The following is a 25,733-nucleotide window of genomic DNA, read 5'->3' as shown; positions in this document are numbered from 1 at the left end:
ATCGCTACCTCTATAGGAGCGAGCTCGCGATGGACTTGAGAACGACGCGGGGTTCCAGGATTTACGCGTTATCGTTGACGACCATCGCGAGCAGGCTCGCTCCTACAGAAGGGTGAAGGCCGAAACAGGGCCATGCCCCGTTCATCCAGATGAACGGGGTTTTTGCGTGTAAAAAAGAATGCTTCTCGACAACCCACGGCATAATGCGCGCCGTGATGATGACTTTTGAACGAACAAGGCGAGCGACGTGTTGAAGAAAACCCTGTTCCAGTTGCACTGGTTTTTTGGCATCAGCGCCGGACTCGTCCTGGCCCTGATGGGCATCACCGGGGCGACGGTATCGTTTCAGGATGAAATCCTGTATGCGCTGAACCCCTCTGTGCTTCAGGTCCAGAAGCAGTCCGCCGGTGTGCTGCCGCCCGCCGAACTGGTGGAGAAAATCGAGACGGCCACGGGCAAAAAAGTGACGGGGCTTTCGGTCGACATCGACAGCGGAATCGCCGCAAAAGTGTTTTTCACCCCGCCACCGGGCGAGCGGCGCGGACCGATGCGTTACTTCGATCCTTACACCGCCGAGCTGCTGGGCGACGCCACTGGCCAGGATTTCTTCGGCCTGATGCTGCAATTGCACCGTTTCCTCGCCTTGGGCGATACCGGTCGGCAGATCACTGGTGCCTGTACCCTGATCCTGGTGTTCTTCTGCCTCTCCGGCCTGTACTTGCGCTGGCCCCGCCAGTGGAAAAGCTGGCGTGCCTGGCTGACCCTCGACTGGAAGAAAAAAGGTCGCAGCTTCAACTGGGACCTGCACTCGGTCGCCGGCACCTGGTGCCTGGTGTTTTACCTCCTTGCCGCCTTGACCGGGTTGTCCTGGTCCTACGAGTGGTACAACAAGGGCCTGACCCGTTTGCTCTCCGACTCACCGCAGAACGAGCGTGTACGCGGTGGTCGTGGCCCGACGCCCGATGGTCCGGCGCCGACGGCCGATTACTCGGCCATGTGGCTGAGCATCTATAGCGCCGCCGGCCCCGGCCTGAGCTTCTACAACACGCGCATGCCGCCCGTGGCCGGTCAACCGGCGACCGTGTTCTACCTCTTGAAAAACTCCCCTCACGACCGCGCGCTGAACCAGATCACCCTCGATCCGGTCACCGGCGATATCAAACGGCATGAGCGCTACAGCGACAAGAGCTTCAAGGCGCAACTGCTGACCAGTCTCTATGCGCTGCATGTCGGCAGCTACTTCGGCATCGTCGGGCGGATCATTCTGACGATCACCGCGCTGAGCATGCCGCTGTTTTTCGTCACCGGCTGGTTGCTGTACCTCGATCGCCGACGCAAAAAACGCCAGATCAAGGATGCCCGCAAGGACCTCGCCCAACCCGCCAGCGACGCGCCGGCGTGGCTCATCAGCTTCGCCAGCCAGAGTGGCTTTGCCGAGCAACTGGCCTGGCAGACCGCCGGTCAATTACAGGCGGCCGGCCTACCGGTGAAGGTGCAACCGCTGGCGACCGTCAGCGAGCAAGACCTGCGTAACTCGAGCAACGCACTGTTCGTGGTCAGCACCTTCGGCGACGGCCAGGCGCCGGACAGCGCCCGTGGTTTTGAACGCAAGGTGCTGGGCCGGGCGTCGAGCCTGGAGCGTTTGAACTATGCCGTGCTCGGTCTCGGCGACCGGCAGTATCAACACTTCTGCGGTTTTGCCCGACGCTTGCACACTTGGCTGGGCGAACACGGCGGCAAGACCCTGTTCGCCCCGGTGGAAGTCGACAGCGGCGACCCTTACGCGTTGCGTCACTGGCAGCAACAACTGGGCCTGCTGACCGGGCAAGCACCGGTCGACACCTGGCAAGCGCCGAGCTACGACCACTGGCCGCTGATTCGTCGCGAGTTGCTCAACCCGGACAGCAGCGGCTCACCCGTGTATTTGCTGGGCCTCAAACCGCCCACCACCAGCAGTTGGCTGGCAGGCGACCTGGTGGAAGTGTTGCCTCGCAATGGTTCCTGGGCGATCGAGCATTTCCTCGACGGCCTGGGGATTGACGGTCGCGCCACGATTGAACTCGATGGCCGGGCGCAGCCGCTCGAGCAAGCACTCGCCAGCCGCCAGCTGCCGACGAATCGGGCGCATCTGGTCGGTCTGCATGCCCAGGCGCTGGTGGATGCGCTGGTGCCCCTGGCCATGCGCGAATACTCCATCGCCTCGATTGCCGCCGACGGCGTGCTGGAGCTGATCGTTCGCCAGGAACTGCACCCCGATGGCAGCCTCGGCATCGGCTCCGGATGGCTGACCGAACATGCGCCGGTGGGCAGCACCATCAGCCTGCGTGTGCGCCGCAACAGCGGTTTCCATCTGCCGTCAAACCCCGTGCCGATGATCCTTCTGGGTAACGGCACCGGGCTGGCCGGACTGCGCAGCTTGCTCAAGGCGCGGATTGCCGACGGTCAACAACGTCACTGGCTGCTGTTCGGCGAGCGCAATCGGGAACACGACTATCTATGTCGCGACGAGCTGGAAGAGTGGTTGATTTCGGGTGATCTGCAGCGCCTGGATCTGGCGTTCTCGCGGGATCAGGCGGAGAAAATCTACGTTCAGGATCGCCTGCGCGAATCAGCCGAGGAACTGAAGAAGTGGCTGGCCGAAGGGGCCGTGATTTACATCTGCGGCAGCTTGCAGGGCATGGCCTCGGGGGTCGATCAGGCACTCAACGAAGTGCTCGGCGCTGCCGAAGTGGAACGCCTGATCGAACAGGGCCGCTACCGCCGCGACGTTTACTGACACCTAAGATTTCCCTTGTAGGAGCGAGCCTGCTCGCGAGGGTGGTCAACGATAACGCGGGGTACCTGATAGCCCCGCGGCGTCTTTGAGTCCATCGCGAGCAGGCTCGCTCCTACAGGGTGCAAGTCAGGCGCTGACGGGCTCGATCGCCAACTCCGTCACCTCAGGCCGCTTGACCAGCGCATACACCACCGCCGTCAACAAACTCCCCGCCACAATCGCCAGCAAATACAGCAACGCATGGTTGATCGCATTCGGGATGGCCAGCACGAATAAACCACCGTGGGGCGCCATCAGCTTGCAGCCGAAATACATCGACAGCGCACCGGTCAGCGCACCGCCGGCGATGCTCGCCGGAATCACCCGTAGCGGGTCCTTGGCGGCAAACGGAATCGCCCCTTCGGAGATGAAGCACAACCCCAACACCAGCGCCGCTTTACCGGCCTCGCGTTCAGTCTGGGCAAACTTGCGCCGGGCGATGAACGTGGCAATGCCAAGGCCGATCGGCGGCACCATGCCAGCCGCCATGGTCGCGGCCATCGGTGCATAACTCTGCGACGCCAGCAGCCCGACCGAGAACGCATAAGCGGCCTTGTTGATCGGCCCGCCGAGGTCGACGCACATCATTCCGCCCAGCAACACGCCCAGCAGAATCGCATTGGTAGTGCCCATGCTGTCGAGGAAATGCGTGAGCCCTTCGAGCATCCCGGCCACGGGTTTGCCGACCACGTAGATCATCACCAGGCCCGTGAACAGACTGGCCAGCAACGGGATGATCAGGATCGGCTTGAGCGCCTCAAGGCTTTGCGGCAACCGTGCATAACGATTGATCGCCTGGGCGGCGTAGCCGGCAAGGAAACCGGCAATGATCCCACCGATAAAACCGGCGCCGAGGGAGCTCGCCAGCAAACCGCCGATCATCCCCGGCGCCAGACCCGGACGGTCGGCGATGGAGTAAGCGATATAGCCCGCCAGCAATGGCACCATCAACTTGAACGCGGTCTCGCCGCCGATCTGCATCAACGCCGCCGCCAACGTGCCGGGCTCCTTGAACGCAGTGATGCCAAATACAAACGACAAGGCAATCATCAGACCGCCCGCCACCACCATCGGCAACATGAACGAGACACCGGTGAGCAGGTGTTTGTAGATGCCGGTCTTCTCGGCCTTGACCGGGCCGCTGGCACCGCTCGCGACGCTTTCCTGCGAGCCTTCGGCCAGCGCTTTGTTCAGCGTGGCTTCGGCCTGCTTGAGGGCAATGCCGGTGCCGCAGCGATAAATTCTCTTGCCGGCGAAACGCTCGGTGGCGACTTCGATATCGCACGCCAGCAGCACCACATCAGCCTCGGCAATCGCTTGCGCACTCAGCGGATTACGCGCGCCGACGGAACCCTGGGTTTCCACTTGCAGCTCATACCCCAGGCGCTTGGCTGCTTGCTGCAAGGCTTCGGCAGCCATGAAGGTGTGGGCGACGCCGGTCGGGCAAGCGGTGATCGCGACCAGGCGCGGTGCGTTTTTGCTTACCGCAACAGGTTCTGCGACGGCTTCAGGCGCGACGTACACCCGGGCCTCTTCGGCGCCACGGCGCAACACCGCCTCGACGTCCTGCAGGGCTTGCGCCGGGGTACTCTGGAATACTCGCTTGCCGACGAATCGCGACATGTCCACCGGGGCGCTGGTCACCAGCAATACCCATTCGGCAGCCGCGATCGTCGCCGCCGACAATTGCCGTTCAGGATGCGCCGCATCGTTCACTTCGACACTGGTGCTCCAGCCCTGACGCTGGGCCGCTGCATCCAGCAGACGGGCGCACAGCACACTGGTGACCATGCCGTTCGGGCAGGCAGTAACAATGGCTAATTTCATGACCAACCCTCTTATTGTTCTGTCAGGGGGCGCACGCGCACACCCTGTTCGAGCCGCGCCAATTGCGCTGCATCGCTGATACCGAAACCGATCTGGGTGACGGCCATCGCGGCAATTGCCGTGGCGCTGCGCAAGGTCTGCTCGGGCAGATCGGCGCTGACCAGGCCGTGGAGCATCCCCGCCAGCAACGAGTCCCCAGCGCCCACCGTACTGGCGACGCTGACTTTAGGTGGCGTGGCATGCAGCGCCGAACCGACACTGAACCAGTTCACGCCATCGGCTCCGTGGGAAATCACCACATGCTCGATACCCTGCGCGTGCAGGCGGTTCGCCGCTTCGGCCTGGGCGGTGACAGAAACCACCTCGCCACCCAGCACTTCAGCCAGCTCTTCAGTGTTCGGCTTGATCAGCCATGGACCGGCCTTGAGCGCGGCGCGCAAGGCATCGCCGCTGGTGTCGAGCGCGACCTTCAAACCGAGATTTTTCAAGCGCAGAATCAACGCCTGCAACCATTGCGGGCTAACGCCCTGTGGCAGGCTGCCGGCGACGACGACGGCGTCATGCCCCGGAGCGATCCGGTCAAGACGATCCAGCAAGGCCTGCTGTGCGCTCGCGCTGACCTGCGGCCCCGGGCCATTGATGTCGGTGATGCGGCCATCGCTTTCCGCCAGTTTGATATTGCTGCGGGTCTCGCCCGGCACGCGGATGAACGCGTCGACAAAGCCGCGCATGGCGAACAGGGTTTCGAAGGCCTGGAGGTTGTCTTCGCCGAGAAATCCGCTGACCGTGAGTTGATGCCCAAGGTCTGCCAACACCTGCGCCACGTTCAACCCTTTGCCTGCGGCGTGGGTGTGCATCGCATCGCTGCGATTGACCTGACCCGGTTCCAGGCGCGGTAACTGGACGGTGAGGTCCAGCGCCGGGTTGAGGGTCAGGGTTAATATCCTGGCCATTACAGGGCCTCCACTAATGCGCGCACTTCGTTGGCGCTGCCCACGGCGAGCGCCGCTTGGGCAAGGGTTTTCGTCTGGCTCAGGCTGAGTTCACGGATCCGCGCCTTGACCTCGGGAATGCTGCGCCCCGATACGCTCAACTCGTCCACACCGAGCCCGACCAGCACCGGCACCGCCAGCGGGTCGGCCGCCAGTTCGCCGCAGACACCGACCCACTTGCCATGGGCATGGGCGGCGCGCACGGTGATGTCGATCAGTTGCAACACCGCCGGATGCAGGCCATCGGCCTGGGCCGACAAGGTCGGATGTCCACGGTCGATGGCCAGGGTGTATTGCGTCAGGTCGTTGGTGCCGACGCTGAAGAAGTCCACCTCTTTGGCCAGCACCGGCGCCAGCAATGCCGCGGACGGCACTTCGATCATGATCCCCAGTTGCAGATCCGCGACCGGAATTTCCAGGCGCAGGCGTTCGGTCATGTCCCGGGCCTGGCGCCACTCATCGACGCTGCCGACCATCGGGAACATGATCCGCAGCGGACGGTTGTCCGCTGCTCGCAACAAGGCGCGCAACTGCGCTTCCATGATGTGTGGCCGTTGCAGGGTCAGGCGAATGCCACGTACTCCGAGAAACGGGTTTTCTTCCTTGGCGATCGGCCAATAGGGCAGCGGTTTGTCGCCGCCGACATCAAGGGTGCGCACCACCAGGGGTCGGCCTGCCAGGCCATCGAGGACACGCCGGTATTCGACCTCCTGGGTCGCCTCGTCCGGGGCTTGCGGGTGCGCCATGAAAATCAGTTCGGTGCGCAACAGGCCAATGCCTTCGGCCCCCTGCTCCACCGCACCGGTCACGCCAGCGCTTTCACCGATGTTGGCAAACACTTCGACCGCATGGCCGTCGCGGGTCACGGCCGGTTGATGGCGCTGTTCAGCGGCCACCTTCAATCGTTGTTCACGGGTGTCGCGTTCTTCAGTGGCCCGTTGCAGCGTTGCGCTATCGGCGTCCACATGCAGGCGACCGCGTTGGCCATCGATCAGCAACGGCGTGCCCGGCGCCAGCAGCAACACGGCCGGACCGGCACCGACCAATGCCGGAATACCGAGCGCCCGGGCAACGATCGCACTGTGGGCAGTAGCGCCACCGCGAGCGGTGAGGATGCCTGCCACGCGAGTCGGGTCCAGACGCGCAACGTCGGATGGACCGACTTCGTCCATCACCAGAATGTACGGTTGCTCGGGTTCGCTCGGGGTTTCGATTCCGCAAAGCGTCGCCAACACCCGACGACCGATATCACGCAAATCGGCAGCGCGTTCGGCCAGCAAGGCGTCCTGCAGCGCTTCCTGCTGCCGGGCCGCCGCTTCGATCACCGACATCCAGGCCGCTTCCGCGCTTTCGCCCTGCTTGAGACGGGTGTCGACTTCATCGGTCAATTCCGGGTCGTCGAGCATTTCCTGGTGGGTGACGAAGATCTCGCGAATGGCCTTGGCCTTGCTGCGCTCGATCAAACCACCGATGTCGCGACGCACATCCGCCAGCGCCTGCTTGAGACGATCGCGTTCAATGGCGGCGGACTCACCGCGCAGCGGGTAGTCGATGGCTTGCAACACTTGAATATGCGCCGGGCCGATGGCGATACCCGGTGCGGCGGCGATGGCTTGAATCACGCTACCGGACGCCGGGGCGAGCAGCACCTGGGCGGTCTCGACAAACTCTTCGCGCGGCTGGCTGACGGGTGGCAGCGGCTCGATTTCTTCACCGAGGCCTTCTTCGATGGCAGCCAACAACGCCGGCAGGGCATCGGCGGCAATGCTCGGCTCGGCGATGATTTCCAGCACCTGACCACGACGGGCGCCCAGGCTGAGCAACTTGCTCAGGCTCTTGACCGACACCGCGCTGTCCTGACCATCGACGATGCGGATGCGAATTTCACCTTCAAAACTCTTTGCCAGTTGCGCGAGGATCTTCGCCGGCCGCGCATGCAAACCGTGGGCATTGGCCAGGGCGATCCGAGCATTCGGCCAGTCCGCCGGCAGTTCACCGCCGAGGACTTCAAGCACCGCGCGGCAACTGGTGGCACGGCCCAATTCGTGGCCGCGACCTTCAATCAATAACGCGCACAGTCGCTCCAGCAAGGCTTGATGGGCCTCACCCAGGCTGGCCAGGCAGAACAACCCGTGCAGCGGCTGACCGAGGTAGCGCAGCGGTTTGTCCGGGGTCACGAACGCCAGACCGGGGCGTTTCACTGTTTGCTCACTGTGCAGCCACCACAGCCCATCGCCCAGGGGCAACGCCTCGACCTGTTGCAACACGGCGGAGAAACCGTTGCTGACGCAGTCGGCCTGACGCAACAAACGCGCACCGCGCCAGACCAGCTCTTCGAAATCTTCGGCCGCCACACCCAGGCCAATCATCTGCGCATCCAGCGCCAATTCCTGCGGCGCGCCTTGCAGCAGTTTCAGCAGCGCCTCGGCGGAACTGGCGCGACGCAGGGCCTGGCCCAGATCGGTCTCGCCGAGGGCGCGGGTCAGCAATTGCAGCAGGCGCAGGTGTTCATCGGATTTGGCGGCGATGCCAATGGCCAGGTAGACAATCTGCCCGTCGCCCCAGTCAACGCCATCGGGAAACTGCATCAGGCGCACACCCGTGGTGAACACCTGATCGCGGGTCTCCGGGGTGCCGTGGGGGATGGCGATACCTTGACCGAGAAAGGTCGAGCCCTGGGCTTCGCGCGCCTGCAAGCCCGCGAGATAACCATCGGCAACCAGACCATCGGTAACCAGATGCCGGGCCAGCAACTGCAAGGCTGCGGACTTATCCACAGCCGACTGGCCCATGGATATCTGCTCTATGGTGAGCTCGAGCATGCTTTCTCCTTTTGGCACCTGTTGGCACCAGGTATTGTTTTGATTGATTCAGCTTAGGCGCTTGTCCTGCGACAGTCTTCAGCGGTTTCGTGGCAGAACCGGCCAAAGGCGCCCATAACGTAGAAAATACGCTTGCTGAAACGTTTAATCTAGATTGATTGGCACGTTACTCGATAATGGCCCATCCTTGAAGTCCAACTTGTCGGCTGCGTGAAGGCGGGATCGCCTGCGCGAATCGGTTAGGATTGGCAAAAAATGTCGAGGCAAGCTCGAAAAAACAAGGAAATCCCGGGTTGAAACTCAGTGATATTGCCCAGTTGGCCGGTGTGTCCGTTACCACCGCCAGCTACGTCATCAATGGCAAGGCCGAACAACAGCGCATCAGTAGCGCCACCGTAGAACGCGTACGTGCAGTCGTCGAACAACATGGCTTCACGCCCAATCCCCAGGCCGCCGGGCTGCGCAGCCGGCACACCCGCACCCTGGGGTTCATTTTGCCGGATCTGGAAAACCCCAGTTACGCACGAATCGCCAAACTGCTGGAACAAGGCGCACGCGCTCGCGGCTATCAGTTGCTGATCGCCAGTTCCGACGACGCGCCGGACAGCGAACGGCAATTGCTGAAACTGTTCCGCGCCCGCCGCTGCGATGCCCTGATCGTTGCCAGTTGCCTGCCGCCGGGCGATGACAGCTATCGCCAGTTGCAAGCCAAGGGCATTCCCATCATCGCGATCGACCGGGTCATGGAGCCTGAGCACTTCTGTTCGGTGATCAGCGACGACCGCGAAGCCAGTTTGCAATTGACCCGCAGCCTGCTGGACCCGCTGCCCAAGCAGATCGCCTTGATCGGTGCCCGCCCGGAACTGAGCATCAGCCAGGAACGCGCCGCCGGTTTCAAAGAGGCCTTGAAGGGCTTTAACGGCGAGGTGCTGATCGAACAGGGCGAGTCGTTCAGCCGCGAATGCGGCAAACAACTGATGGAAGAGTTACTTCAGCGTGTAGGGCATTTACCCGAAGCGCTGGTGACCACGTCTTATGTGCTGTTGCAGGGCGTGTTCGATGCCCTGCACGACTTCCCGCTGAAAAACCGCCCGTTGCGCCTCGGCACGTTCGGCGACACTCAGTTGCTGGACTTCCTGCCTCTGCCGGTCAATGCCATGGCCCAGCAGCATCAGCTGATTGCCGACAAGGCCCTCGCACTGGCCCTGGCTGCCATCGAGCAGTCCGATTACCAACCCGGCGTGCAGGCCATCCCGCGCACCTTCAAGCAGCGTATCCGCCAGGACTGAACCGTGGAGCTGATCGACAGCCACACCCATCTGGACTTTCCCGATTTCGACCAGGATCGTCAGGCACTACTGGCGCAAAGTCGCGCCCTCGGGGTACGGAGGATGGTGGTGCTGGGGGTTTATCAGGGTAATTGGCAGCGCGTCTGGGATCTGGTGCAAAGCGATCCCGACCTGCATGCCGCATTCGGCCTGCATCCCGTGTATCTGGACGATCATCGGCCCGAGGATCTAAGCGAGCTCGGTGAGTGGCTGAGCCGTCTGGCCGGTCACCGACAGTTGTGCGCAGTGGGCGAGATCGGCCTGGATTACTTCATCGAAACACTCGACCGCGAACGCCAGCAAGTGTTGTTCGACGCACAGCTGCAACTGGCCGCGGATTTCAATCTGCCGGCGCTGATCCATGTGCGACGCAGTCATGCGGCGGTCATTGCCACGCTCAAACGCTTTCGCCTGCCACGCGCCGGCATCATCCACGCCTTCGCCGGCAGCAAGGAAGAGGCGCGTGAATACATCAAGCTCGGTTTCAAGCTCGGCCTGGGCGGCGCCGCCACCTGGCCCCAGGCATTGCGCATGCACCGGGTCCTCGCCGAGCTGCCGCTCGAATCGGTGGTCCTGGAAACCGACTCACCCGACATGGCACCGGCCATGTATCCCGGCCAACGCAACAGCCCGGCGCACCTGCCTGCCATTTGTGCAGCACTGGCTGGCATCATGGCGATCAGCCCCGAGCAACTGGCGGCTGTCAGCACGGCCAATGCCTGCGAGTTGTTCAACTGGTAATCAGTCGGCGTGAGCCTTGGCGGCCTCAAGCGTCAACGTCATGTGCTGACGCTGACGGGCAAAGCGGACGGAGATGAAGTAGACGAAAACCGCCAGTAGCGAGCAGTTGAGCTGCTCCCAAACGCTGATCCTGCCCAGCCACTCCAACAACAACGCCACCATCAATACGGTGCAAACCATGATCAACAGACTGGCCTTCAACATGGCCAGGGAATCAAGCGACCTGAAGCGCTTGATCTGTTTCGGGTCGTTCAGTTGCAAGGCTTTTCGGCAGTGTGTGCAGCTGAAGGCTTCGTTGATTGCGATGGCATTGATCTGCCAGCACTCAAGTAGCAGCGTGCGCTGGCAATGGGCGCAGCGTCCCTGGATTCCAAGTGTTGCAACAGACATAGAAAGGCCTCCTCCATGTGGGCACTGAAATGAAACTCCGTTCATTGAAGATGAAAAACAGGAACATGCTGAAAAACAGCAGGTTCCTGACGAAATTTGGGAAAGGTATTACAGCGTTTTCAGCAACTGATAGAACCCGTGAGACCGGACTTGCTCGCGACAGTGGGGTGCCAATCGACAACATTGACCATCACGCCATCATCGCCAACAAGCGAGCCCACAGGGGCCTATCTAGACCCGGAATGCGCTAATCAGCTGCTTGAGTTCCATCACCTGAGCCGACAACACGCGACTGGCGTCCTCGGTCTGGTGCGCACCTTCAGCGGTTCGTTCACCGGCACGATTGATCTCGACAATGTTCTGGTCGATATCGTGGGCAACCGCCGTTTGCTGTTCCACGGCTGCGGCAATCTGCTGGTTCTGGTCGACGATCATGCCGACGGCACCGAGGATGTTTTCCAGCGCCTGCTGGACCTTTTCCGATTGTCCAACCGTGCCATTGGCCATTTCATGGCTCACACCCATCGCCTTCACGGCGGCGCCGACACCACTGTGAAGCTTAGCGATCATCTGTTCGATTTCTTCGGTCGATTGCTGGGTACGCTTGGCCAGTGTCCGGACCTCGTCTGCCACCACCGCGAATCCACGCCCCTGCTCGCCAGCCCGCGCGGCTTCGATCGCAGCATTGAGCGCCAACAGGTTGGTCTGTTCGGCAATGCTCTTGATCACCTCCAGCACGCGGCTGATGGACTGGCTATCACTGGCCAGTTGATTGATCACCCGCACCGACTGATCTATTTCACTGGCCAGTGCTGCGATGCTGCCTTGCTGGGACTCCACCAGTCCACGCCCGCTAATGGTTTCGTCGTTGACACTGTGGGCACTGCTGACCGCCGCGGCGGCACTGCGCGCCACCTCGAGGGAGGTGGCCGACATCTGGTTCATTGCCGTGGCGACTTGCTCGATCTGGCTGCGTTGCCCAGCCACGGCATGGTTGCTTTGCGCAGACACATTCTCGACTTGCCCAGCCTGGCGTTCGACCTCGCTGACGGTTTGCCCTACGCGCTCGATCAGGTCATGGATTTTCTTCACGGTGCCGTTGAACACCTCGCCCAACTCGCCCAGTTCATCGCGGCTGTTGGCGCTGAACGTCACCGTCATGTCGCCGGCCGCGACTTTATCCATCACCCCGCCAAGGCGTTTGAGGGTGGTGCGGGTCGAGGCGTAGAAGCCGCCATAGAGATAAAAAATCAGCACAAACACCACCGACAGCGCCACAGCCTGCAAAACCATGTGGGTGCGGTTCTGATCCAGGCGTTGCTGCAATTGGGTGCCAAGAAATTTCAGAGTCGCTTCGTTGAGTTGATACGTCTTGTCCATCAGGCCGGTGACCTGATCGTAGAAACCCTGCCACGGTGCATCGAGGGTGTCGGCCATCACGACCTGTTCTTCGAACAGTTCACTGGCCTTTTTCAATGTCGCCCGGCTGCTGTCGGCCTGCGCGGCCAGGGTTTCCCGCGCCGCTTTGCTGGAGCCCAATGCGTCCTGCAACTTCAGGCCATATTCGCCCTGTAATTTTTCGATCTGCGCCAACAGCTCATCGAAACGGGTACTCGAAGCCGAATTGAGAAAGCCCTGCCCCAGGGAGAAAGAGCCCGTGGCGCGGCCTTCCCCCAGAAGCTGAGTGACTGGCGGGGTGACATTGGTAATGAGCTCGCTCAACTGGCGCATGTCGCTCTCGGAATCGCGGCTCAGTCCGGCCTGGCTGGCGACGATCTGGCTGAAAACCTGCGCACTGCCCAGCAACTTGCCGATCATCCCGCTTTTGCTTTGCAGGGAAGTTTCGCTGTGTTGCGCCTTGAAGGCCGCGATCATTTCATCGCGCTTGGCATCGAACACGGTGATTTGTTCGGGGTCCGTGCTCATCGCGGTCAGCCCTTGCAAGCGGGTCAGAAGGCTTTGCTCCAGGGCTCTGATCTGCGACTCGACATTGCCCGCCTTGCCCGACTGGCCAAGGGTGACGTTGATCTGCACCAGGTTGTTGAGGGTTTCCAGATCGCGCCGCAACGCCAGGCTGCTGCCCAACAGGTCGAGGCTTTGCAGTTCGATACGGGTGCCCTGGAATTCGCGATAGGAGTCACGCACCAGGTAGAAGTTGGTCACCAGCATCGGCACCAGGAACAACACGCTGATCAAGCTGAACTTCATGCCAAAGCTCAGGCGATTCATAAGCGCGACGGCGGGATAGAGCAAGCTCTTCACTGGAAGTCTCCCATTGATTTCTTATTTTTATTGGCAGGCGCAGACCGAGAGCAAATAGCCACTAACCGGCGCTATCTCTGTATAACTTAAATCGACGGGAGGTTTTGTAACTAAAGGTTAACGAGAAAATTCGCAGCCATCACTGGCTGCGAACTTTGGGTCTTCAGGACCCGATCAGGGCAGTACCGTCCACAGGGCAAATCCCGCATACCAGAGCACTGCGGCTCGCAGAAGCAACTCCCAGATGCGGTCGAGGTTGTTAATGCCTTCAGGTCCGACCACCGGCGCCGGAATTTCACCGGCCACCAGCCCGGCCTTTTCGATCAATTGAGCGGCGCTGATGTTCCAGTTCAGCAGTTCGTGCAACATCACACGACCGACCGCGACAAAGTTGCCAACCAGGGCGAAACTCGCCGCCAGCAGGCGCACCGGCACCCAATCGAAGGCGTGACGCAGTTGTTTGGCGCGCTCGACCACGGCCGGGTTTTGCCCGTGCTCTTCGGCCAGCGCCAGCAATCGATAGCTCAGGGCCGCCACCGGGCCCAACAGGAAGTACCAGAAAATCACCGCGAAAAAGCTCTGGTAGGCCTCCCACAGCAAATGCCCTTCCACTCGCTCCAGCAGTTGTTCACCGCTGTCGGCGCAGATATCCACATCGCGTTTGGCGACGAGGGCCGCGGCTTGCAGGTCCTCCCGGCGCCAGGCATCGCGAAACGGCCCGAGACCAGCCAGCAGATCACCGCGCCCCAGGCTGTAAATCACCACCAGCAGGTGCACGGGCAATGCGAACAGACCGTAGGCCACCGGGGTCAGCACCAGCAACAGCAAACCGAGCAGCGCCACCGGAAACAGCACCATCACGGCCAGGATCAGCCAGGGTCGATTGACCAGACGCGTGCTGACCTCAAGCCTGGCCAGTTCACGCAGCCAAAAACCGTCGCGCTGTACACGGTGGCGCAAGGCCGAGAATTTCTCGATCCAGACTGCCAACAGCAACACCAGAAAGCTCATCGTTGCTCCTTTTTTCCCAATGTAGTCTTTGCCAGGGCCGCGCGGTAGCGTGCCCAGTCGAACGCCGGTCCCGGATCGGTCTTTCGTCCGGGCGCAATGTCGCTATGCCCGCAGATACGCTGTGCCGTGATGGCCGGGAAGACGCTTTGCAGCTGCAAGGTCAGGCCCGTCAACGCGTCATATTGGGCGTCGGTGAACGGCAGATCATCCGTGCCTTCGAGTTCAATGCCCACGGAAAAATCGTTACAGGTCTCGCGCCCCTCGAAAATCGAAACCCCAGCGTGCCAGGCGCGCTCCAGGCAAGAGACAAACTGGGTGACGGCGCCATCACGCTCAATCAGAAAATGCGCCGACACCCGCAGATCGGCAATCCCTTCAAAGTAGGGGTGCTCCGTGACATCCAGGCGATTCTGGAAAAACTCCTGCACCTTGCCCGTGGCAAATTGCGCTGGCGGCAGGCTGATGTTGTGGATCACCAGCAGGGAAATTTCGCCCGAGGGGCGCTCGTTGAAGTTGGGCGAGGGGCAGAGGCGCACGTCCTGACACCAACCGCTTGCGGGGTCCAACTGCATAAAGGTTCCTTCAACGACGACTGTGTGAGTGACCAGTATGCCGCGATAGCCCCTCGGGACGCGATCACTTGCCGCGATTGAGACGCCGCAGATGGCCGATCACCGACTCAAGGGCCCGATCAAACAATAGGGTGTCATCGAGTGTGCGCACCGAACCCTGGCGAAATTCCAGAGCCAGGCTCGTGCGACTGCGTTCCAGTACCTTCATGCCGGTACGGTTGATGAAGATGAATTGGCCGGTGCCCTCGATGATCGCCGCCAGTTTGCAACGCAGGGTGTTTGCCGGATCCTCCTGGAATTCGACCCAACAGCCCGGACGCAACTGATCGACCTGACGCAATCCTGCATCGCCCACCGGCAACCGTACCGAATTGCCTTCCACAGGGCCTACATCGGCGCTCGGCAAAACGATTTTTTCCCGCACTTCGATCAACAGCGGCGTGCCGGCAGGCGAGCCCGGCAGATGCTCGAACGACTGCACATGCAGGTTTTGCAGCTCACTGAAAAATTCGCTGGTGGCGAACGGGTCGAATGCCGAACCGCTCAAACCTTCGCGCAAGGCCTTGAGCAAACCCGGTACCAACGCCAACAGTTGTGAACGGGCGTCGGGCTCGTCATGGCGCTGGACGCTCCAAATCAGTTGCTCCATGGTTTGCACATCGGCGTGCCACTGTGCGGACTGATCGCCCTGTTTGAGGCAGGTCAACAGCAAGACTTTGCTCCAGGCATCCCGGACAAACGCAAACACCGTTTTCGGTAATACCTTGCCCAGTAAAGCCTGATTCAACACTTGCTCGACACATTGACGGGCCAACACGGTTCTGACGCGACCTTCTTCGGCGTCACGGATACGTTGTTCCAACAATTCGCTGCGCCGACGTTCATCACAGGTGAATGCCAGGAAATCGGCCAATAGCTCGGCGAATATCGCCGGGTCGTCGCTAAATTCGCTCAACAGACGCTGTACCACCTGCTCGATCCGTATGTACAGGCTGTCACGTTCATGGTCATCACACTCGCCCCAACCCAGGGCCGCGTTGGCGATTTCGTTGAGCAGACGCCGGGCCGGATGGCTGCCGCGGCTGAAGAAACTCTTGTCGAGCACCGCTACTTTCACCATCGGGATCTGCAGACGGCCCATAATTGCCTTGAGCGAGACGGGCAAATTACGGTCGTCGAGCATGCATTCGAACAACATGAGGGTCAGATTGATCGCGTCCTCATCCGCCGCACCGACAACACGCGACTTGCCGCTTTTGACGCTGCTGCGCGACAGCAACTGTGCCAACCGCGTGCGTAGATCAAAGTCGTCGTGGTCACCCGGCGCAGGCGCATATTGCTGCAGGTGCGAGAGCAGACACAGCAGGTCGCGGCTGGAGATCGGCTGGGTCAGGGTATTGGCTTCGAGGTTCGGCGTCATGCTGCCGCGGACGTGGGACAGCAGTTCCTGCAACGCAGCGAATACTTGCGGCACGCTGTCGTATTCGCCTGGCACTTCGCCGGACTCAGGGGCGACACCAACGGGCGCCTGATCCGCGAAACGACACGTCGGGGCAGGCTTGAGATCAGGCAGCACGCCGGTGGCGATCAAGAGTTGGTTGGCTTGTGCGTAGAGCTGTTCGGCGCCATTGAGCACATAGCGATCAAACAGCTTGAGGATGATCAGCTTGACCTTGATCTCCACCCCGAGGTTGCGCGCGGCTTGCAGGAAAAACGCGCAGAGCATCGTCGGCCCCATGGGGTTGTGCTGCTCGATCAGCGTTCGGCCCAGCAACGTACTGAGCCGCGCGGTGAGTTGATCGAGGGCGAATCCGTCGCGATTGAGCACCTTGTTGGCCATCGACGCCACCGCCACATGACGCTCAAGCTCGTCATCCGGCACCGCAGCAGGGGAGTCGACCGGCAATGCCCTATCCATGAGGGTATGAGTGGCGTCGTAACGGGCGAGACCGATGAATGCCTCGAAGAACTGTTCGAAAAAAACCCGCTCGATACTTTTGCGCTTGAGGCGCAAGTCGCGCATCGCCTGAAAGAAAATGTTCTGCTCGACGTCGGTGCGAGCGCGGTCGGCCATTTCGAAAAGCATGTCGTCGGCGTTATCGAACAGCTCCTGCAAACCCTGCCGAAGTTGTTGCGTGGCCTTGTCGCGAACCTGAAGCAGGATCACAGGCAAGCGGGCGAGCGGCGAAGGTGTCGCCTGATCGGTAGTCGCCTTGCGCAAAGGCACTACATTCCCGTCTTTGAGCATCCGGCCTCCTGAAAATCCAGCTCGTCAAAGTCATGACGTCAAATACAAGGCGAATTATCTTGTAAAAGATAGCGCTTGTGCCAGAGGACTCTTCAGCTTCTGCGCAAATAGCCCCCCCCTTGAAGACAGGCAGGCCTGGGGAATCGACCAAATGCAGGCATCTGAGCGATGGCGACAGCTCGGATGCCTTGGGTTGCCTCGCACCATGGCCCTATAATCGGGCCACTTTGTTTGTGGAGTCCGTTATGCCGAATCTACGTCTCGCCGATTTGACCGCCGAAATCGAAGCCAACGTGCGCCGCGCGTTACTCGAAGACATCGGCAGCGGCGACATTACCGCCCAGTTGATCCCGGCCGAACGCCTGGCCAAAGCCACCATCATTACCCGCGACGCCGCCGTTATCAGTGGTACCGCCTGGGTCGATGCCGTATTTCGCCAACTGGACCCACGGGTTGCGGTGCACTGGCAAGTTGCCGATGGCGAACGGGTCAAACCCAATCAGGCGTTGTTCCACCTCGAAGGCCCCGCTCGCTCGTTGCTGACTGGTGAACGCAGTGCCTTGAACTTCCTGCAACTGCTGTCCGGCGTGGCTACTCGCGCGCAATACCTGGCGGACTTCGTCGCACAGACCCAGGTCAAGCTGCTCGACACTCGCAAAACCCTGCCGGGCCTGCGTCTGGCGCAAAAGTACGCCGTGACCTGTGGCGGTTGTCACAATCACCGCATCGGCTTGTATGACGCCTTCCTGATCAAGGAAAACCATATCGCCGCCTGCGGAGGTATCCCACAAGCCATTGCCGCCGCTCACAAAATCGCCCCGGGCAAACCGGTCGAAATTGAAGTGGAAAGCCTGGATGAGCTGAAAGAGGCTTTGGCGGCCGGTGCCGACATCATCATGCTTGATGAATTGAGCCTGGATGACATGCGCGAAGCCGTGCGCTTGAACGCTGGCAAGGCAAAACTGGAAGCCAGCGGCGGCATCAACGAAAGCACGTTGCTGCCCATCGCTGAAACCGGCGTGGATTACATTTCGATTGGTGCAATGACCAAGGATGTGAAGGCTGTCGATCTGTCGATGCGTCTGAGTCTCTGATCAGACGCAATGAAAAACTGCAGGAGCGAGCTTGCTCGCTCCTGCACCTGGCGGGCGCTTTTTTCAGACCACCAGATTATTCATCTCGCAGTACTCTTCCCACTCGACGCCCAACACTTCAGCCGCCTCCTTGTGCAGAGCCAGGCGCGCGGCCTCGTACTCTTCCGGGCTCGATGTGTACTTGAGCGTCAATTCCCACGGCTGCAGGCCCTGGGCTTCAGCCTCATCCTCGAAGGCCCACTGGATCTGGTCTTTCTGATCGTCGGCTGGCAAGTCCTTGATCTCTTCGGCTAGCTGGGGCGAATCCAGCAAATACTTCTTGAGTGCCTCTTCGTGCCGGGCTTCCTGGCTCAATTCTTTAACGGTCATGGTGTTCTCGCTGATCTGGGGAATGGAAGATGGATCTGGATCATCAAGGATCTCTCTGACGCAAATAACCGTGTTCAACCCGGTTTGTCTGGCCTTCAGAACCATTCGGGATCATCTGAAAACTGCAGGGCCAAGCTCATGCAGGTTCCGAATATAGGATGTTTATCAGACGATTTACACGACTCTTTACATCAATCCACAAATAAACCGCCCTCACCTTCAGTCTCGCCCACGGACATACCGGCAGCTGTTCCAGCGAAAGCGCCGACAGCAACGCAAGGGACGAACTAAAAAGTACCATCGAGGATTTGAGCAGAAAGGCGAAACAACAGGGGGATGGTGCCCGAGACAGGAATCGAACCTGCGACCTTCGCGTTACGAGTGCGCTGCTCTACCGACTGAGCTACACGGGCGGTGCGCTAAACCTAGCATCGCCAAGGCATACCGGCAACTTTAGCCAATGCATCGATTGTTTACAGGCAAAAAAAGACCCCGTCGTTTTCACGGCGGGGTCTTTTTTACAACGTTGAAGCGGTCAGGCTGGAGAGCAGATTAAACGCCCGAAGCCTTGGCAGCTGCCACGTCTTTGATGGACAGCTTGATACGGCCGCGGTTATCCACGTCCAGTACCAGTACTTCCACTTCCTGACCTTCCTTGAGGATGTCGGTCACTTTCTCAACGCGAGCATCGCTCAGCATGGAGATGTGAACCAGGCCGTCCTTGCCAGGCAGGATGTTGACGAATGCGCCGAAGTCGACGATGCGCTCAACCTTACCGATGTAGATCTTGCCGATCTCGGCTTCTGCGGTGATACCCAGAACGCGCTGACGTGCCGCTTCAGCTGCTTCCTTGGTTTCGCCGAAGATCTTGATCGAGCCATCGTCTTCGATATCGATCGAAGCCTTGGTCTCTTCGCAGATCGCACGAATGGTCGCGCCGCCTTTACCGATGACATCACGGATTTTGTCGGTGTCGATCTTCATCGCGATCATGGTCGGAGCGTTTTCCGACAGCTCGGTACGCGACTGGCCAATGATCTGGTTCATCTGGCCGAGAATGTTCAGGCGCGCTTCCAGGGCTTGGCCCAGAGCGATTTCCATGATTTCTTCGGTGATGCCCTTGATCTTGATGTCCATCTGCAGCGCGGTCACGCCTTTGGCGGTACCGGCTACTTTGAAGTCCATGTCGCCCAGGTGGTCTTCGTCACCCAGGATGTCGGTCAGGACGGCGAACTTCTCGCCTTCTTTAACCAGACCCATGGCGATACCGGCAACTGGCGCCTTCATCGGCACGCCGGCGTCCATCAGAGCGAGGGAGGCGCCGCAGACCGAAGCCATCGAGCTCGAACCGTTGGATTCGGTAATTTCCGATACGACCCGAATGGTGTACGGGAACACGTCAGCGGCCGGCAGCATGGCCTGAACCGAACGACGGGCCAGACGGCCGTGACCGATTTCGCGGCGACCGGCACCACCCATGCGACCACACTCGCCTACCGAGAACGGAGGGAAGTTGTAGTGCAGCATGAACGGGTCTTTTTTCTCGCCTTCGAGGGTGTCCAGCAGCTGTGCGTCACGGGCAGTACCCAGTGTTGCTACAACCAGAGCCTGGGTTTCGCCACGGGTGAACAGCGCCGAACCGTGAGTCTTCGGCAGTACGCCGACTTCGATGTTCAGCGGACGTACGGTGCGGGTGTCGCGGCCATCGATACGCGGTTTGCCGTTTACGATGTTTTCGCGAACGATGCGGTATTCGATTTCACCGAAAGCAGCTTTGACGTCAGCAGCGGAAGGCTGGCCTTCTTCGCCGGACAGCTTGGCAACGACCTGGTCCTTCAGTTCACCCAGGCGAGCGTAACGGTCGGCCTTGACGGTGATGGTGTAAGCCTGGGAGATCGCTTCGCCGAACTCGGAGCGGATAGCGCCCAGCAGTTCAGTGGCTTCGGCTTGCGGAGCCCAGGTCCAGGTTGGCTTGGCAGCTTCGGCGGCCAGCTCCTTGACGGCCTGGATAACGGCCTGGAATTCGTCGTGGGCAAACAGTACAGCGCCCAGCATCTGGTCTTCGGTCAGCTCTTTGGCTTCCGATTCAACCATCAGAACGGCTTCCGAAGTACCGGCAACGACCATGTCCAGGCTCGAAGCTTTCAGTTGTTCGTAAGTCGGGTTCAGCAGGTAGCCGGTGCTTTCGTGGAACGCAACGCGGGCAGCGCCGATCGGACCATCGAAAGGAATGCCGGAGATGGCCAGTGCAGCCGAGGTACCGATCATCGCAGCGATGTCCGGATCGGTCTTCTTGCTGGTGGAAACAACGGTGCAGACAACCTGCACTTCGTTCATGAAACCTTCTGGGAACAGCGGACGGATCGGACGGTCGATCAGTCGGGAAGTCAGGGTTTCTTTCTCGGAAGGACGGCCTTCACGCTTGAAGAAACCGCCAGGGATCTTACCGGCTGCGTAAGTCTTTTCCTGGTAGTGAACAGACAGAGGGAAGAAGCCCTTGCCTGGATCGGCTTGCTTGGCACCCACTACGGTCACCAATACGGTGACGTCGTCGTCAACGGTGACCAATACTGCGCCGGAGGCCTGACGGGCGATACGGCCAGTCTCGAGGGTAACGGTCGACTGACCGAACTGGAATTTTTTGATTACCGGGTTCACGGTGTCCTACCTTCTTTGTGGCTCTTGGGGGAACTGGTTTCTTGCGAAATTCTTGGGCAACGCCGGGAATCGGCCCGACTCGATTGTCCAGGGTAAAACGTGTATCCAGATAAAACTTGAGGCTGGGAGCCTGCCATGTGCCAACGGGAAACCCGCTGACGCACGACAGACAACCAACCTCTAGCGCAATCGCTTATTAGCGACGCAGACCCAGGCGACCGATCAGAGCGCTGTAACGGCTCACGTCTTTGCCTTTCAGGTAGTCCAGCAGCTTACGACGCTGGTTTACCATGCGGATCAGACCACGACGGGAGTGGTGATCTTTACCGTTGGCCTTGAAGTGACCTTGCAGTTTGTTGATGTTGGCGGTCAGCAGTGCAACTTGCACTTCTGGCGAACCAGTGTCACCAACAGCTTGCTGGTAGTCAGCTACGATTTGGGCTTTTTCTTGAACGTCGAGAGCCATGAGGCAATCCTTTTATCAGGAAACTGTTTCAGAAAAACAGTTTCAACAGGCCAGGGACAAATCCCTGTATCTAAAAATGAGTAGTGACCGTGCCTGTTGACAGCCACCCTCGTCCGGTCATTCTGACCGAATCAGTCGACGCGGCGCGATGCGCCCGTCTTCGCTCACTTCACCGATACCGATGAAGCGACCATTGTGATCCTGTACCCGGACCATACCGAATTTCGGTGCGTCCGGAGCTCGTACCGGCTGGCCGTTAAGCCAGTAGAACGAACTATGTTCCGAGAACTGCAACAGCGGCCAATCCAGCAGACCGCTGTCCGATGGCATCAGGAAGCGATCGACTGCTTCGTTGCCGCCTTCGGCATGTACCGCTTCCAGCTCTTCCAGGGTGACCGTCTGGGCCAGCGTGAAAGGCCCGGCCTGGGTACGTCGCAGTTCTGCAACGTAAGCGCCACAACCGAGTTGCTCACCGATATCCTCCACCAGGGTACGGATATAGGTGCCTTTGCTGCAATCCACTGCCAGCCGCGCAGTATCACCTTCGAAAGCCAGTAATTCCAAGCGCGTAATAGTAACAGAACGCGGTTCGCGCTCCACTACTTCGCCAGCACGAGCCAACTTGTACAGCGGCTGACCATCACGCTTGAGAGCCGAGTACATCGGCGGTATCTGACTGATTTGCCCACGAAAATTCGGCAACACCGCTTCAATATCGGAGCGACCAACGGTCACGGGACGCTCCTGCAAAACTTCGCCCTCGGCATCCGCCGTGGTCGTGGTTTTACCCAGTTGCGCCAGGGTTTCGTAACCCTTGTCGGAATCGAGCAGGTACTGCGAGAACTTGGTGGCCTCACCGAAGCACAACGGCAACACACCGGTGGCCAGCGGGTCGAGACTGCCGGTGTGTCCGGCTTTCTCGGCGTTGAGCAACCAGCGGACCTTCTGCAAGGCCGCGTTGGAGGTGAATCCCAGCGGCTTGTCGAGCAAGATGATACCGCTGACGTTACGACGGATACGTTTGACCTGAGCCACCGATTACTCCTTGGTGTCTTCGGCTTCTGCCGCAACCGGATGCTGATTGTCTTCAGCCACTGCGCGCTCGATCAATGCCGACAGGTGCGCACCACGAACGACGCTTTCATCGTAGTGGAAGTGCAACTGTGGGACGCTGCGCAGTTTCATCTCGCGAGCCAACTGCATGCGCAGGAAACCGGCGGCGGAGTTGAGCACCTTGATGCTCTGTGCGATGTCTTCGGCGCTGTCCTGCCCCATCACAGTGATGAAAATCTTGGCGTGACCGACGTCACGGCTGACCTCCACGGCGGTAATGGTGACCAGGCCGACGCGCGGGTCTTTGACTTCACGACGGATCAGTTGTGCCAGCTCGCGCTGCATCTGATCGCCGATACGTTGGGTACGGCTATATTCTTTTGCCATGTCTTGTTACCTGTTACTGCCCCACGGCGAAACCCGTGAGGTCTGAAAGCGGCAAACGCCCGGCCTGACAGAAGCCAGACCGGGCGTTGCGTTTAGAGTCCGGGTGATGCGCCGTGCATTTGCATGCGGCTGCCCATCACGGCTCTTGAAGTGCGCGAGTTAGAGGCTGCGAGCAACCTGAACCTTCTCGAAGACTTCGATCTTGTCACCGACTTTGACGTCGTTGTAGCTCTTCACGCCGATACCGCATTCCATGCCGGCACGTACTTCGGAAGCGTCATCCTTGAAGCGGCGCAGGGATTCCAGCTCGCCTTCGAAGATAACGATGTCTTCACGCAGTACACGGATTGGACGGTTACGGTGAACAGTACCCTCGATCACCATGCAACCGGCGATCGCGCCAAACTTCGGCGAACGGAACACGTCACGCACTTCGGCCACACCAAGGATGTTCTCGCGAACATCGCTGCCAAGCATACCGGTCAGGGCTTTCTTGACGTCTTCGATGATGTCGTAGATCACGTTGTAGTAACGCATATCCAGACCTTCCTGCTCGACGATCTTGCGAGCGCCGGCATCGGCACGCACGTTGAAGCCGAACAGTACAGCGTTGGAGGCCAGTGCCAGGTTGGCGTCGGATTCGGTGATACCACCGACACCGCCACCGACAACACGCACCTGCACTTCATCGTTACCCAGGCCGTTCAAGGCACCGTTCAACGCTTCCAGCGAACCACGGACGTCGGATTTGAGGACGATGTTGAGCGTCTTCTTCTCTTCCTGACCCATGCTTTCGAAGATGTTTTCCAGCTTGCCTGCGTGAGCACGGGCCAGTTTGACTTCGCGGAACTTGCCTTGACGGAACAGAGCCACTTCACGGGCTTTCTTCTCGTCGGCAACCACGCTCATCTCATCGCCAGCGTCCGGAGTACCGTCCAGGCCGAGGATCTCGACAGGGATGGCTGGACCGGCTTCCTTGATGGCCTTGCCGTTCTCGTCGAGCATGGCGCGAACACGGCCGTAGTTGGAACCGACCAACACCATGTCGCCTTGACGCAGGGTGCCGTCCTGAACCAGAACGGTCGCCACCGGGCCACGGCCCTTGTCGAGACGCGATTCAACCACCACACCACGGCCAGGAGCCGAAGGCGTAGCTGTCAGTTCCAGAACTTCGGCTTGCAGCAGAACGGCTTCGAGCAATTCATCGACACCGGTACCCATCTTCGCCGAAACCGGTACGAATGGCGTGTCACCACCCCACTCTTCCGACGTCACGCCGTGTACCGACAATTCGCTACGGATGCGATCGAGATCGGCGCCCGGCTTGTCGATCTTGTTCACCGCCACAACCAGCGGAACGCCCGCGGCTTGAGCGTGTTGAACAGCTTCGATGGTTTGCGGCATCACGCCGTCGTCCGCTGCAACGACGAGGATCACGATGTCGGTCGCCTTGGCACCACGGGCACGCATCGCGGTAAACGCGGCGTGGCCCGGGGTGTCGAGGAACGTCACCATGCCACGGTCGGTTTCAACGTGGTAGGCACCGATGTGCTGAGTAATGCCGCCGGCTTCGCCAGCTGCAACCTTCGCACGACGGATGTAGTCGAGCAGGGAAGTCTTACCGTGGTCAACGTGGCCCATTACGGTCACGACTGGCGCACGGGCAACAGCCTCGCCTTCAAACTTCAGGGACTCGGCCAGGGAGTCTTCCAGGGCGGTGTCGCTGACCAGGGTCACTTTGTGGCCCAGCTCTTCAGCAACCAGTTGAGCAGTTTCCTGATCGAGAACCTGGTTGATGGTCGCTGGAGTACCCAGTTTGAACATGAACTTGATGATTTCAGCTGCCTTGACCGACATCTGCTGGGCCAGATCGCCCACAGTGATGGTCTCGCCGATCTTCACTTCGCGCACGACAGGGCCGGTTGGGCTCTGGAAACCGTGGGCGTTGCGCTTCTTCAGCTTGGCCTTGCCGCGACCACCACGACGGAAGCCATCGCTTTCTTCGTCGGTAGTACGAGGGGCAACGCGTGGAGCAGGCGCTTTTTCCTTGACCGAAGCACGATGCGGAGCGTTTTTGCGCTCACCATCGCCGCCACCGCGACGATTGTTATCGTCGGCACGTGGTTTGTCCGGACGGCGCTGTTCGTCACGCTTGCGGGTGTCGGCAGCCGGTGCGGCAGCTACAACCGGAGCGCTTTCACGCACAGGCTCGGCCACGGCAACGGGTGCAGCGGCAACAGGTTCGGCTGGAGCGGTCGGCGCAACAGCTGGCTGGCGACGCGCTTCTTCTTCGGCGCGACGCTTGGCTTCTTCTTCAGCCTTCTGACGAGCAGCATTTTCTACTGCGCGACGCTCTTCCAGTTCACGCTTGCGCTCGGCTTCGATTTCTTCCGGGCTGCGCTGTACGAAGACTTTCTTCTTGCGTACTTCAACGCTGATGCTTTTGCTGCCAGCAACACGCAGGGTGCTGGTGGTTTTACGCTGCAGCGTAATCTTGCGTGGTTCTTCCACTTTCGCCTTGTGGCTGCTTTTCAAGTGAGTCAGCAACGATTGCTTCTCACTGTCAGTCACACTTTCTTCGGCGGCGGTGTGCGGCAGACCTGCCTCACGCATCTGCTGCAACAGGCGCTCTACCGGTGTTTTGACCTCATCGGCCAGTTGTTTCACCGTGACTTGCGTCATGCACTTCTCTCCTCAG

At 60.1% G+C, this 25,733-nt stretch carries 18 protein-coding genes and 1 tRNA gene; 4 read left to right on the top strand and 15 right to left on the bottom strand.

Annotation, left to right across the window (positions count from 1 at the left end):
- Positions 1-247: 247 nt before the first annotated feature.
- Positions 248-2,776: a PepSY domain-containing protein gene (locus ACGJAX_RS10110; protein ID WP_390958698.1), complete on the top strand. Its 2,529-nt coding sequence runs from the start codon at positions 248-250 to the stop codon at positions 2,774-2,776.
- 126 nt (positions 2,777-2,902) lie between these two features.
- Here ACGJAX_RS10110 and ACGJAX_RS10105 read toward each other — a convergent pair whose 3' ends face one another.
- Genes ACGJAX_RS10105 through ptsP form a run of 3 tightly spaced genes read right to left on the bottom strand, consistent with a single transcriptional unit; the run spans position 2,903 to position 8,456 of the window.
- Positions 2,903-4,642: a PTS fructose-like transporter subunit IIB gene (locus tag ACGJAX_RS10105; RefSeq protein ID WP_090315984.1), complete on the bottom strand. Its 1,740-nt coding sequence runs from the start codon at positions 4,640-4,642 to the stop codon at positions 2,903-2,905.
- Positions 4,643-4,653: 11 nt separating this feature from the next.
- Entirely contained in the window at positions 4,654-5,595 is a 942-nt protein-coding gene (pfkB, locus tag ACGJAX_RS10100; protein WP_390958695.1) for a 1-phosphofructokinase, read from the bottom strand.
- Entirely contained in the window at positions 5,595-8,456 is a 2,862-nt protein-coding gene (gene ptsP, locus ACGJAX_RS10095) for a phosphoenolpyruvate--protein phosphotransferase (RefSeq protein WP_090315978.1), read from the bottom strand. The genes pfkB and ptsP overlap by 1 nt, the downstream gene beginning before the upstream one ends.
- A 293-nt stretch (positions 8,457-8,749) precedes the next feature.
- Between ptsP and cra the strand changes: the two genes are divergently transcribed.
- Both cra and ACGJAX_RS10085 read left to right on the top strand, forming a co-directional pair.
- Positions 8,750-9,745 (top strand): catabolite repressor/activator, encoded by a 996-nt coding sequence (gene cra / locus ACGJAX_RS10090; RefSeq protein ID WP_390958693.1) that lies wholly within the window; start codon positions 8,750-8,752, stop codon positions 9,743-9,745.
- A gap of 3 nt (positions 9,746-9,748) precedes the next feature.
- Entirely contained in the window at positions 9,749-10,525 is a 777-nt protein-coding gene (locus tag ACGJAX_RS10085) for a TatD family hydrolase (protein ID WP_390958691.1), read from the top strand.
- On the opposite strand, the gene ACGJAX_RS10080 is transcribed toward ACGJAX_RS10085, so the two are convergent.
- The 5 genes from ACGJAX_RS10080 to ACGJAX_RS10060 all read right to left on the bottom strand — a co-directional run bounded on the left by ACGJAX_RS10080 (position 10,526) and on the right by ACGJAX_RS10060 (position 17,008).
- Positions 10,526-10,915 (bottom strand): hypothetical protein, encoded by a 390-nt coding sequence (locus tag ACGJAX_RS10080; RefSeq protein ID WP_090315969.1) that lies wholly within the window; start codon positions 10,913-10,915, stop codon positions 10,526-10,528.
- A 231-nt stretch (positions 10,916-11,146) separates the two neighbouring features.
- Positions 11,147-11,851, bottom strand: a complete 705-nt coding sequence (locus tag ACGJAX_RS10075; RefSeq protein ID WP_390959841.1) for a methyl-accepting chemotaxis protein — start codon at positions 11,849-11,851, stop codon at positions 11,147-11,149.
- Positions 11,852-13,351: 1,500 nt separating this feature from the next.
- Complete coding sequence (gene ampE / locus ACGJAX_RS10070; protein ID WP_090315963.1) at positions 13,352-14,188, bottom strand: regulatory signaling modulator protein AmpE; 837 nt, start codon at positions 14,186-14,188, stop codon at positions 13,352-13,354.
- A complete protein-coding gene (gene ampD, locus ACGJAX_RS10065; protein WP_390958689.1) occupies positions 14,185-14,760 on the bottom strand; it encodes a 1,6-anhydro-N-acetylmuramyl-L-alanine amidase AmpD in 576 nt (191 codons plus the stop codon). The genes ampE and ampD overlap by 4 nt, the downstream gene beginning before the upstream one ends.
- A 64-nt stretch (positions 14,761-14,824) precedes the next feature.
- On the bottom strand, positions 14,825-17,008 hold the full coding sequence (locus ACGJAX_RS10060) for a DUF1631 family protein (RefSeq protein WP_390958687.1): 2,184 nt from the start codon (positions 17,006-17,008) through the stop codon (positions 14,825-14,827).
- A 245-nt stretch (positions 17,009-17,253) separates the two neighbouring features.
- Here ACGJAX_RS10060 and nadC point away from each other — a divergent pair, with 245 nt between their 5' ends.
- A complete protein-coding gene (gene nadC / locus ACGJAX_RS10055) occupies positions 17,254-18,102 on the top strand; it encodes a carboxylating nicotinate-nucleotide diphosphorylase (RefSeq protein ID WP_247257600.1) in 849 nt (282 codons plus the stop codon).
- 63 nt (positions 18,103-18,165) lie between these two features.
- Here nadC and ACGJAX_RS10050 read toward each other — a convergent pair whose 3' ends face one another.
- The 7 genes from ACGJAX_RS10050 to infB all read right to left on the bottom strand — a co-directional run bounded on the left by ACGJAX_RS10050 (position 18,166) and on the right by infB (position 25,717).
- Positions 18,166-18,471, bottom strand: a complete 306-nt coding sequence (locus ACGJAX_RS10050) for a DUF6388 family protein (RefSeq protein ID WP_090318312.1) — start codon at positions 18,469-18,471, stop codon at positions 18,166-18,168.
- A 337-nt stretch (positions 18,472-18,808) separates the two neighbouring features.
- A tRNA-Thr gene (locus ACGJAX_RS10045) sits at positions 18,809-18,884 on the bottom strand.
- A gap of 139 nt (positions 18,885-19,023) precedes the next feature.
- Complete coding sequence (gene pnp, locus ACGJAX_RS10040) at positions 19,024-21,129, bottom strand: polyribonucleotide nucleotidyltransferase (RefSeq protein WP_090315948.1); 2,106 nt, start codon at positions 21,127-21,129, stop codon at positions 19,024-19,026.
- 196 nt (positions 21,130-21,325) lie between these two features.
- Positions 21,326-21,595, bottom strand: a complete 270-nt coding sequence (gene rpsO / locus ACGJAX_RS10035; RefSeq protein WP_046820615.1) for a 30S ribosomal protein S15 — start codon at positions 21,593-21,595, stop codon at positions 21,326-21,328.
- Positions 21,596-21,712: 117 nt separating this feature from the next.
- A complete protein-coding gene (gene truB / locus ACGJAX_RS10030; protein ID WP_047537524.1) occupies positions 21,713-22,630 on the bottom strand; it encodes a tRNA pseudouridine(55) synthase TruB in 918 nt (305 codons plus the stop codon).
- Positions 22,631-22,633: 3 nt separating this feature from the next.
- Positions 22,634-23,035, bottom strand: a complete 402-nt coding sequence (rbfA, locus tag ACGJAX_RS10025) for a 30S ribosome-binding factor RbfA (RefSeq protein WP_034148332.1) — start codon at positions 23,033-23,035, stop codon at positions 22,634-22,636.
- A gap of 159 nt (positions 23,036-23,194) precedes the next feature.
- Positions 23,195-25,717, bottom strand: coding sequence for a translation initiation factor IF-2 (infB, locus tag ACGJAX_RS10020; protein WP_090315942.1), 2,523 nt, complete (start codon positions 25,715-25,717; stop codon positions 23,195-23,197).
- Positions 25,718-25,733 lie beyond the last annotated feature (16 nt).

Origin of the sequence: Pseudomonas moorei (genome assembly GCF_042846945.1) — a bacterium.
In the GTDB taxonomy this organism is placed as follows: domain Bacteria; phylum Pseudomonadota; class Gammaproteobacteria; order Pseudomonadales; family Pseudomonadaceae; genus Aquipseudomonas; species Aquipseudomonas moorei.
The sequence above is the reverse complement of the archived record's forward strand: the minus strand, read 5'-3'. Positions and strand labels throughout refer to the sequence as shown.

Coding starts and splice junctions, on each gene's coding strand:
- rpsO (WP_046820615.1), bottom strand. CDS start 21,595: ATGGCTCTCGACGTTCAAGAAAAAGCCCAAATCGTAGCTGACTACCAG.
- ACGJAX_RS10050 (WP_090318312.1), bottom strand. CDS start 18,471: ATGACCGTTAAAGAATTGAGCCAGGAAGCCCGGCACGAAGAGGCACTC.
- pfkB (WP_390958695.1), bottom strand. CDS start 5,595: ATGGCCAGGATATTAACCCTGACCCTCAACCCGGCGCTGGACCTCACC.
- ACGJAX_RS10075 (WP_390959841.1), bottom strand. CDS start 11,851: ATGTCGGCCACCTCCCTCGAGGTGGCGCGCAGTGCCGCCGCGGCGGTC.
- ACGJAX_RS10060 (WP_390958687.1), bottom strand. CDS start 17,008: ATGCTCAAAGACGGGAATGTAGTGCCTTTGCGCAAGGCGACTACCGAT.
- ACGJAX_RS10080 (WP_090315969.1), bottom strand. CDS start 10,915: ATGTCTGTTGCAACACTTGGAATCCAGGGACGCTGCGCCCATTGCCAG.
- ampE (WP_090315963.1), bottom strand. CDS start 14,188: ATGAGCTTTCTGGTGTTGCTGTTGGCAGTCTGGATCGAGAAATTCTCG.
- ampD (WP_390958689.1), bottom strand. CDS start 14,760: ATGCAGTTGGACCCCGCAAGCGGTTGGTGTCAGGACGTGCGCCTCTGC.
- rbfA (WP_034148332.1), bottom strand. CDS start 23,035: ATGGCAAAAGAATATAGCCGTACCCAACGTATCGGCGATCAGATGCAG.
- ACGJAX_RS10105 (WP_090315984.1), bottom strand. CDS start 4,642: ATGAAATTAGCCATTGTTACTGCCTGCCCGAACGGCATGGTCACCAGT.
- ptsP (WP_090315978.1), bottom strand. CDS start 8,456: ATGCTCGAGCTCACCATAGAGCAGATATCCATGGGCCAGTCGGCTGTG.
- nadC (WP_247257600.1), top strand. CDS start 17,254: ATGCCGAATCTACGTCTCGCCGATTTGACCGCCGAAATCGAAGCCAAC.
- infB (WP_090315942.1), bottom strand. CDS start 25,717: ATGACGCAAGTCACGGTGAAACAACTGGCCGATGAGGTCAAAACACCG.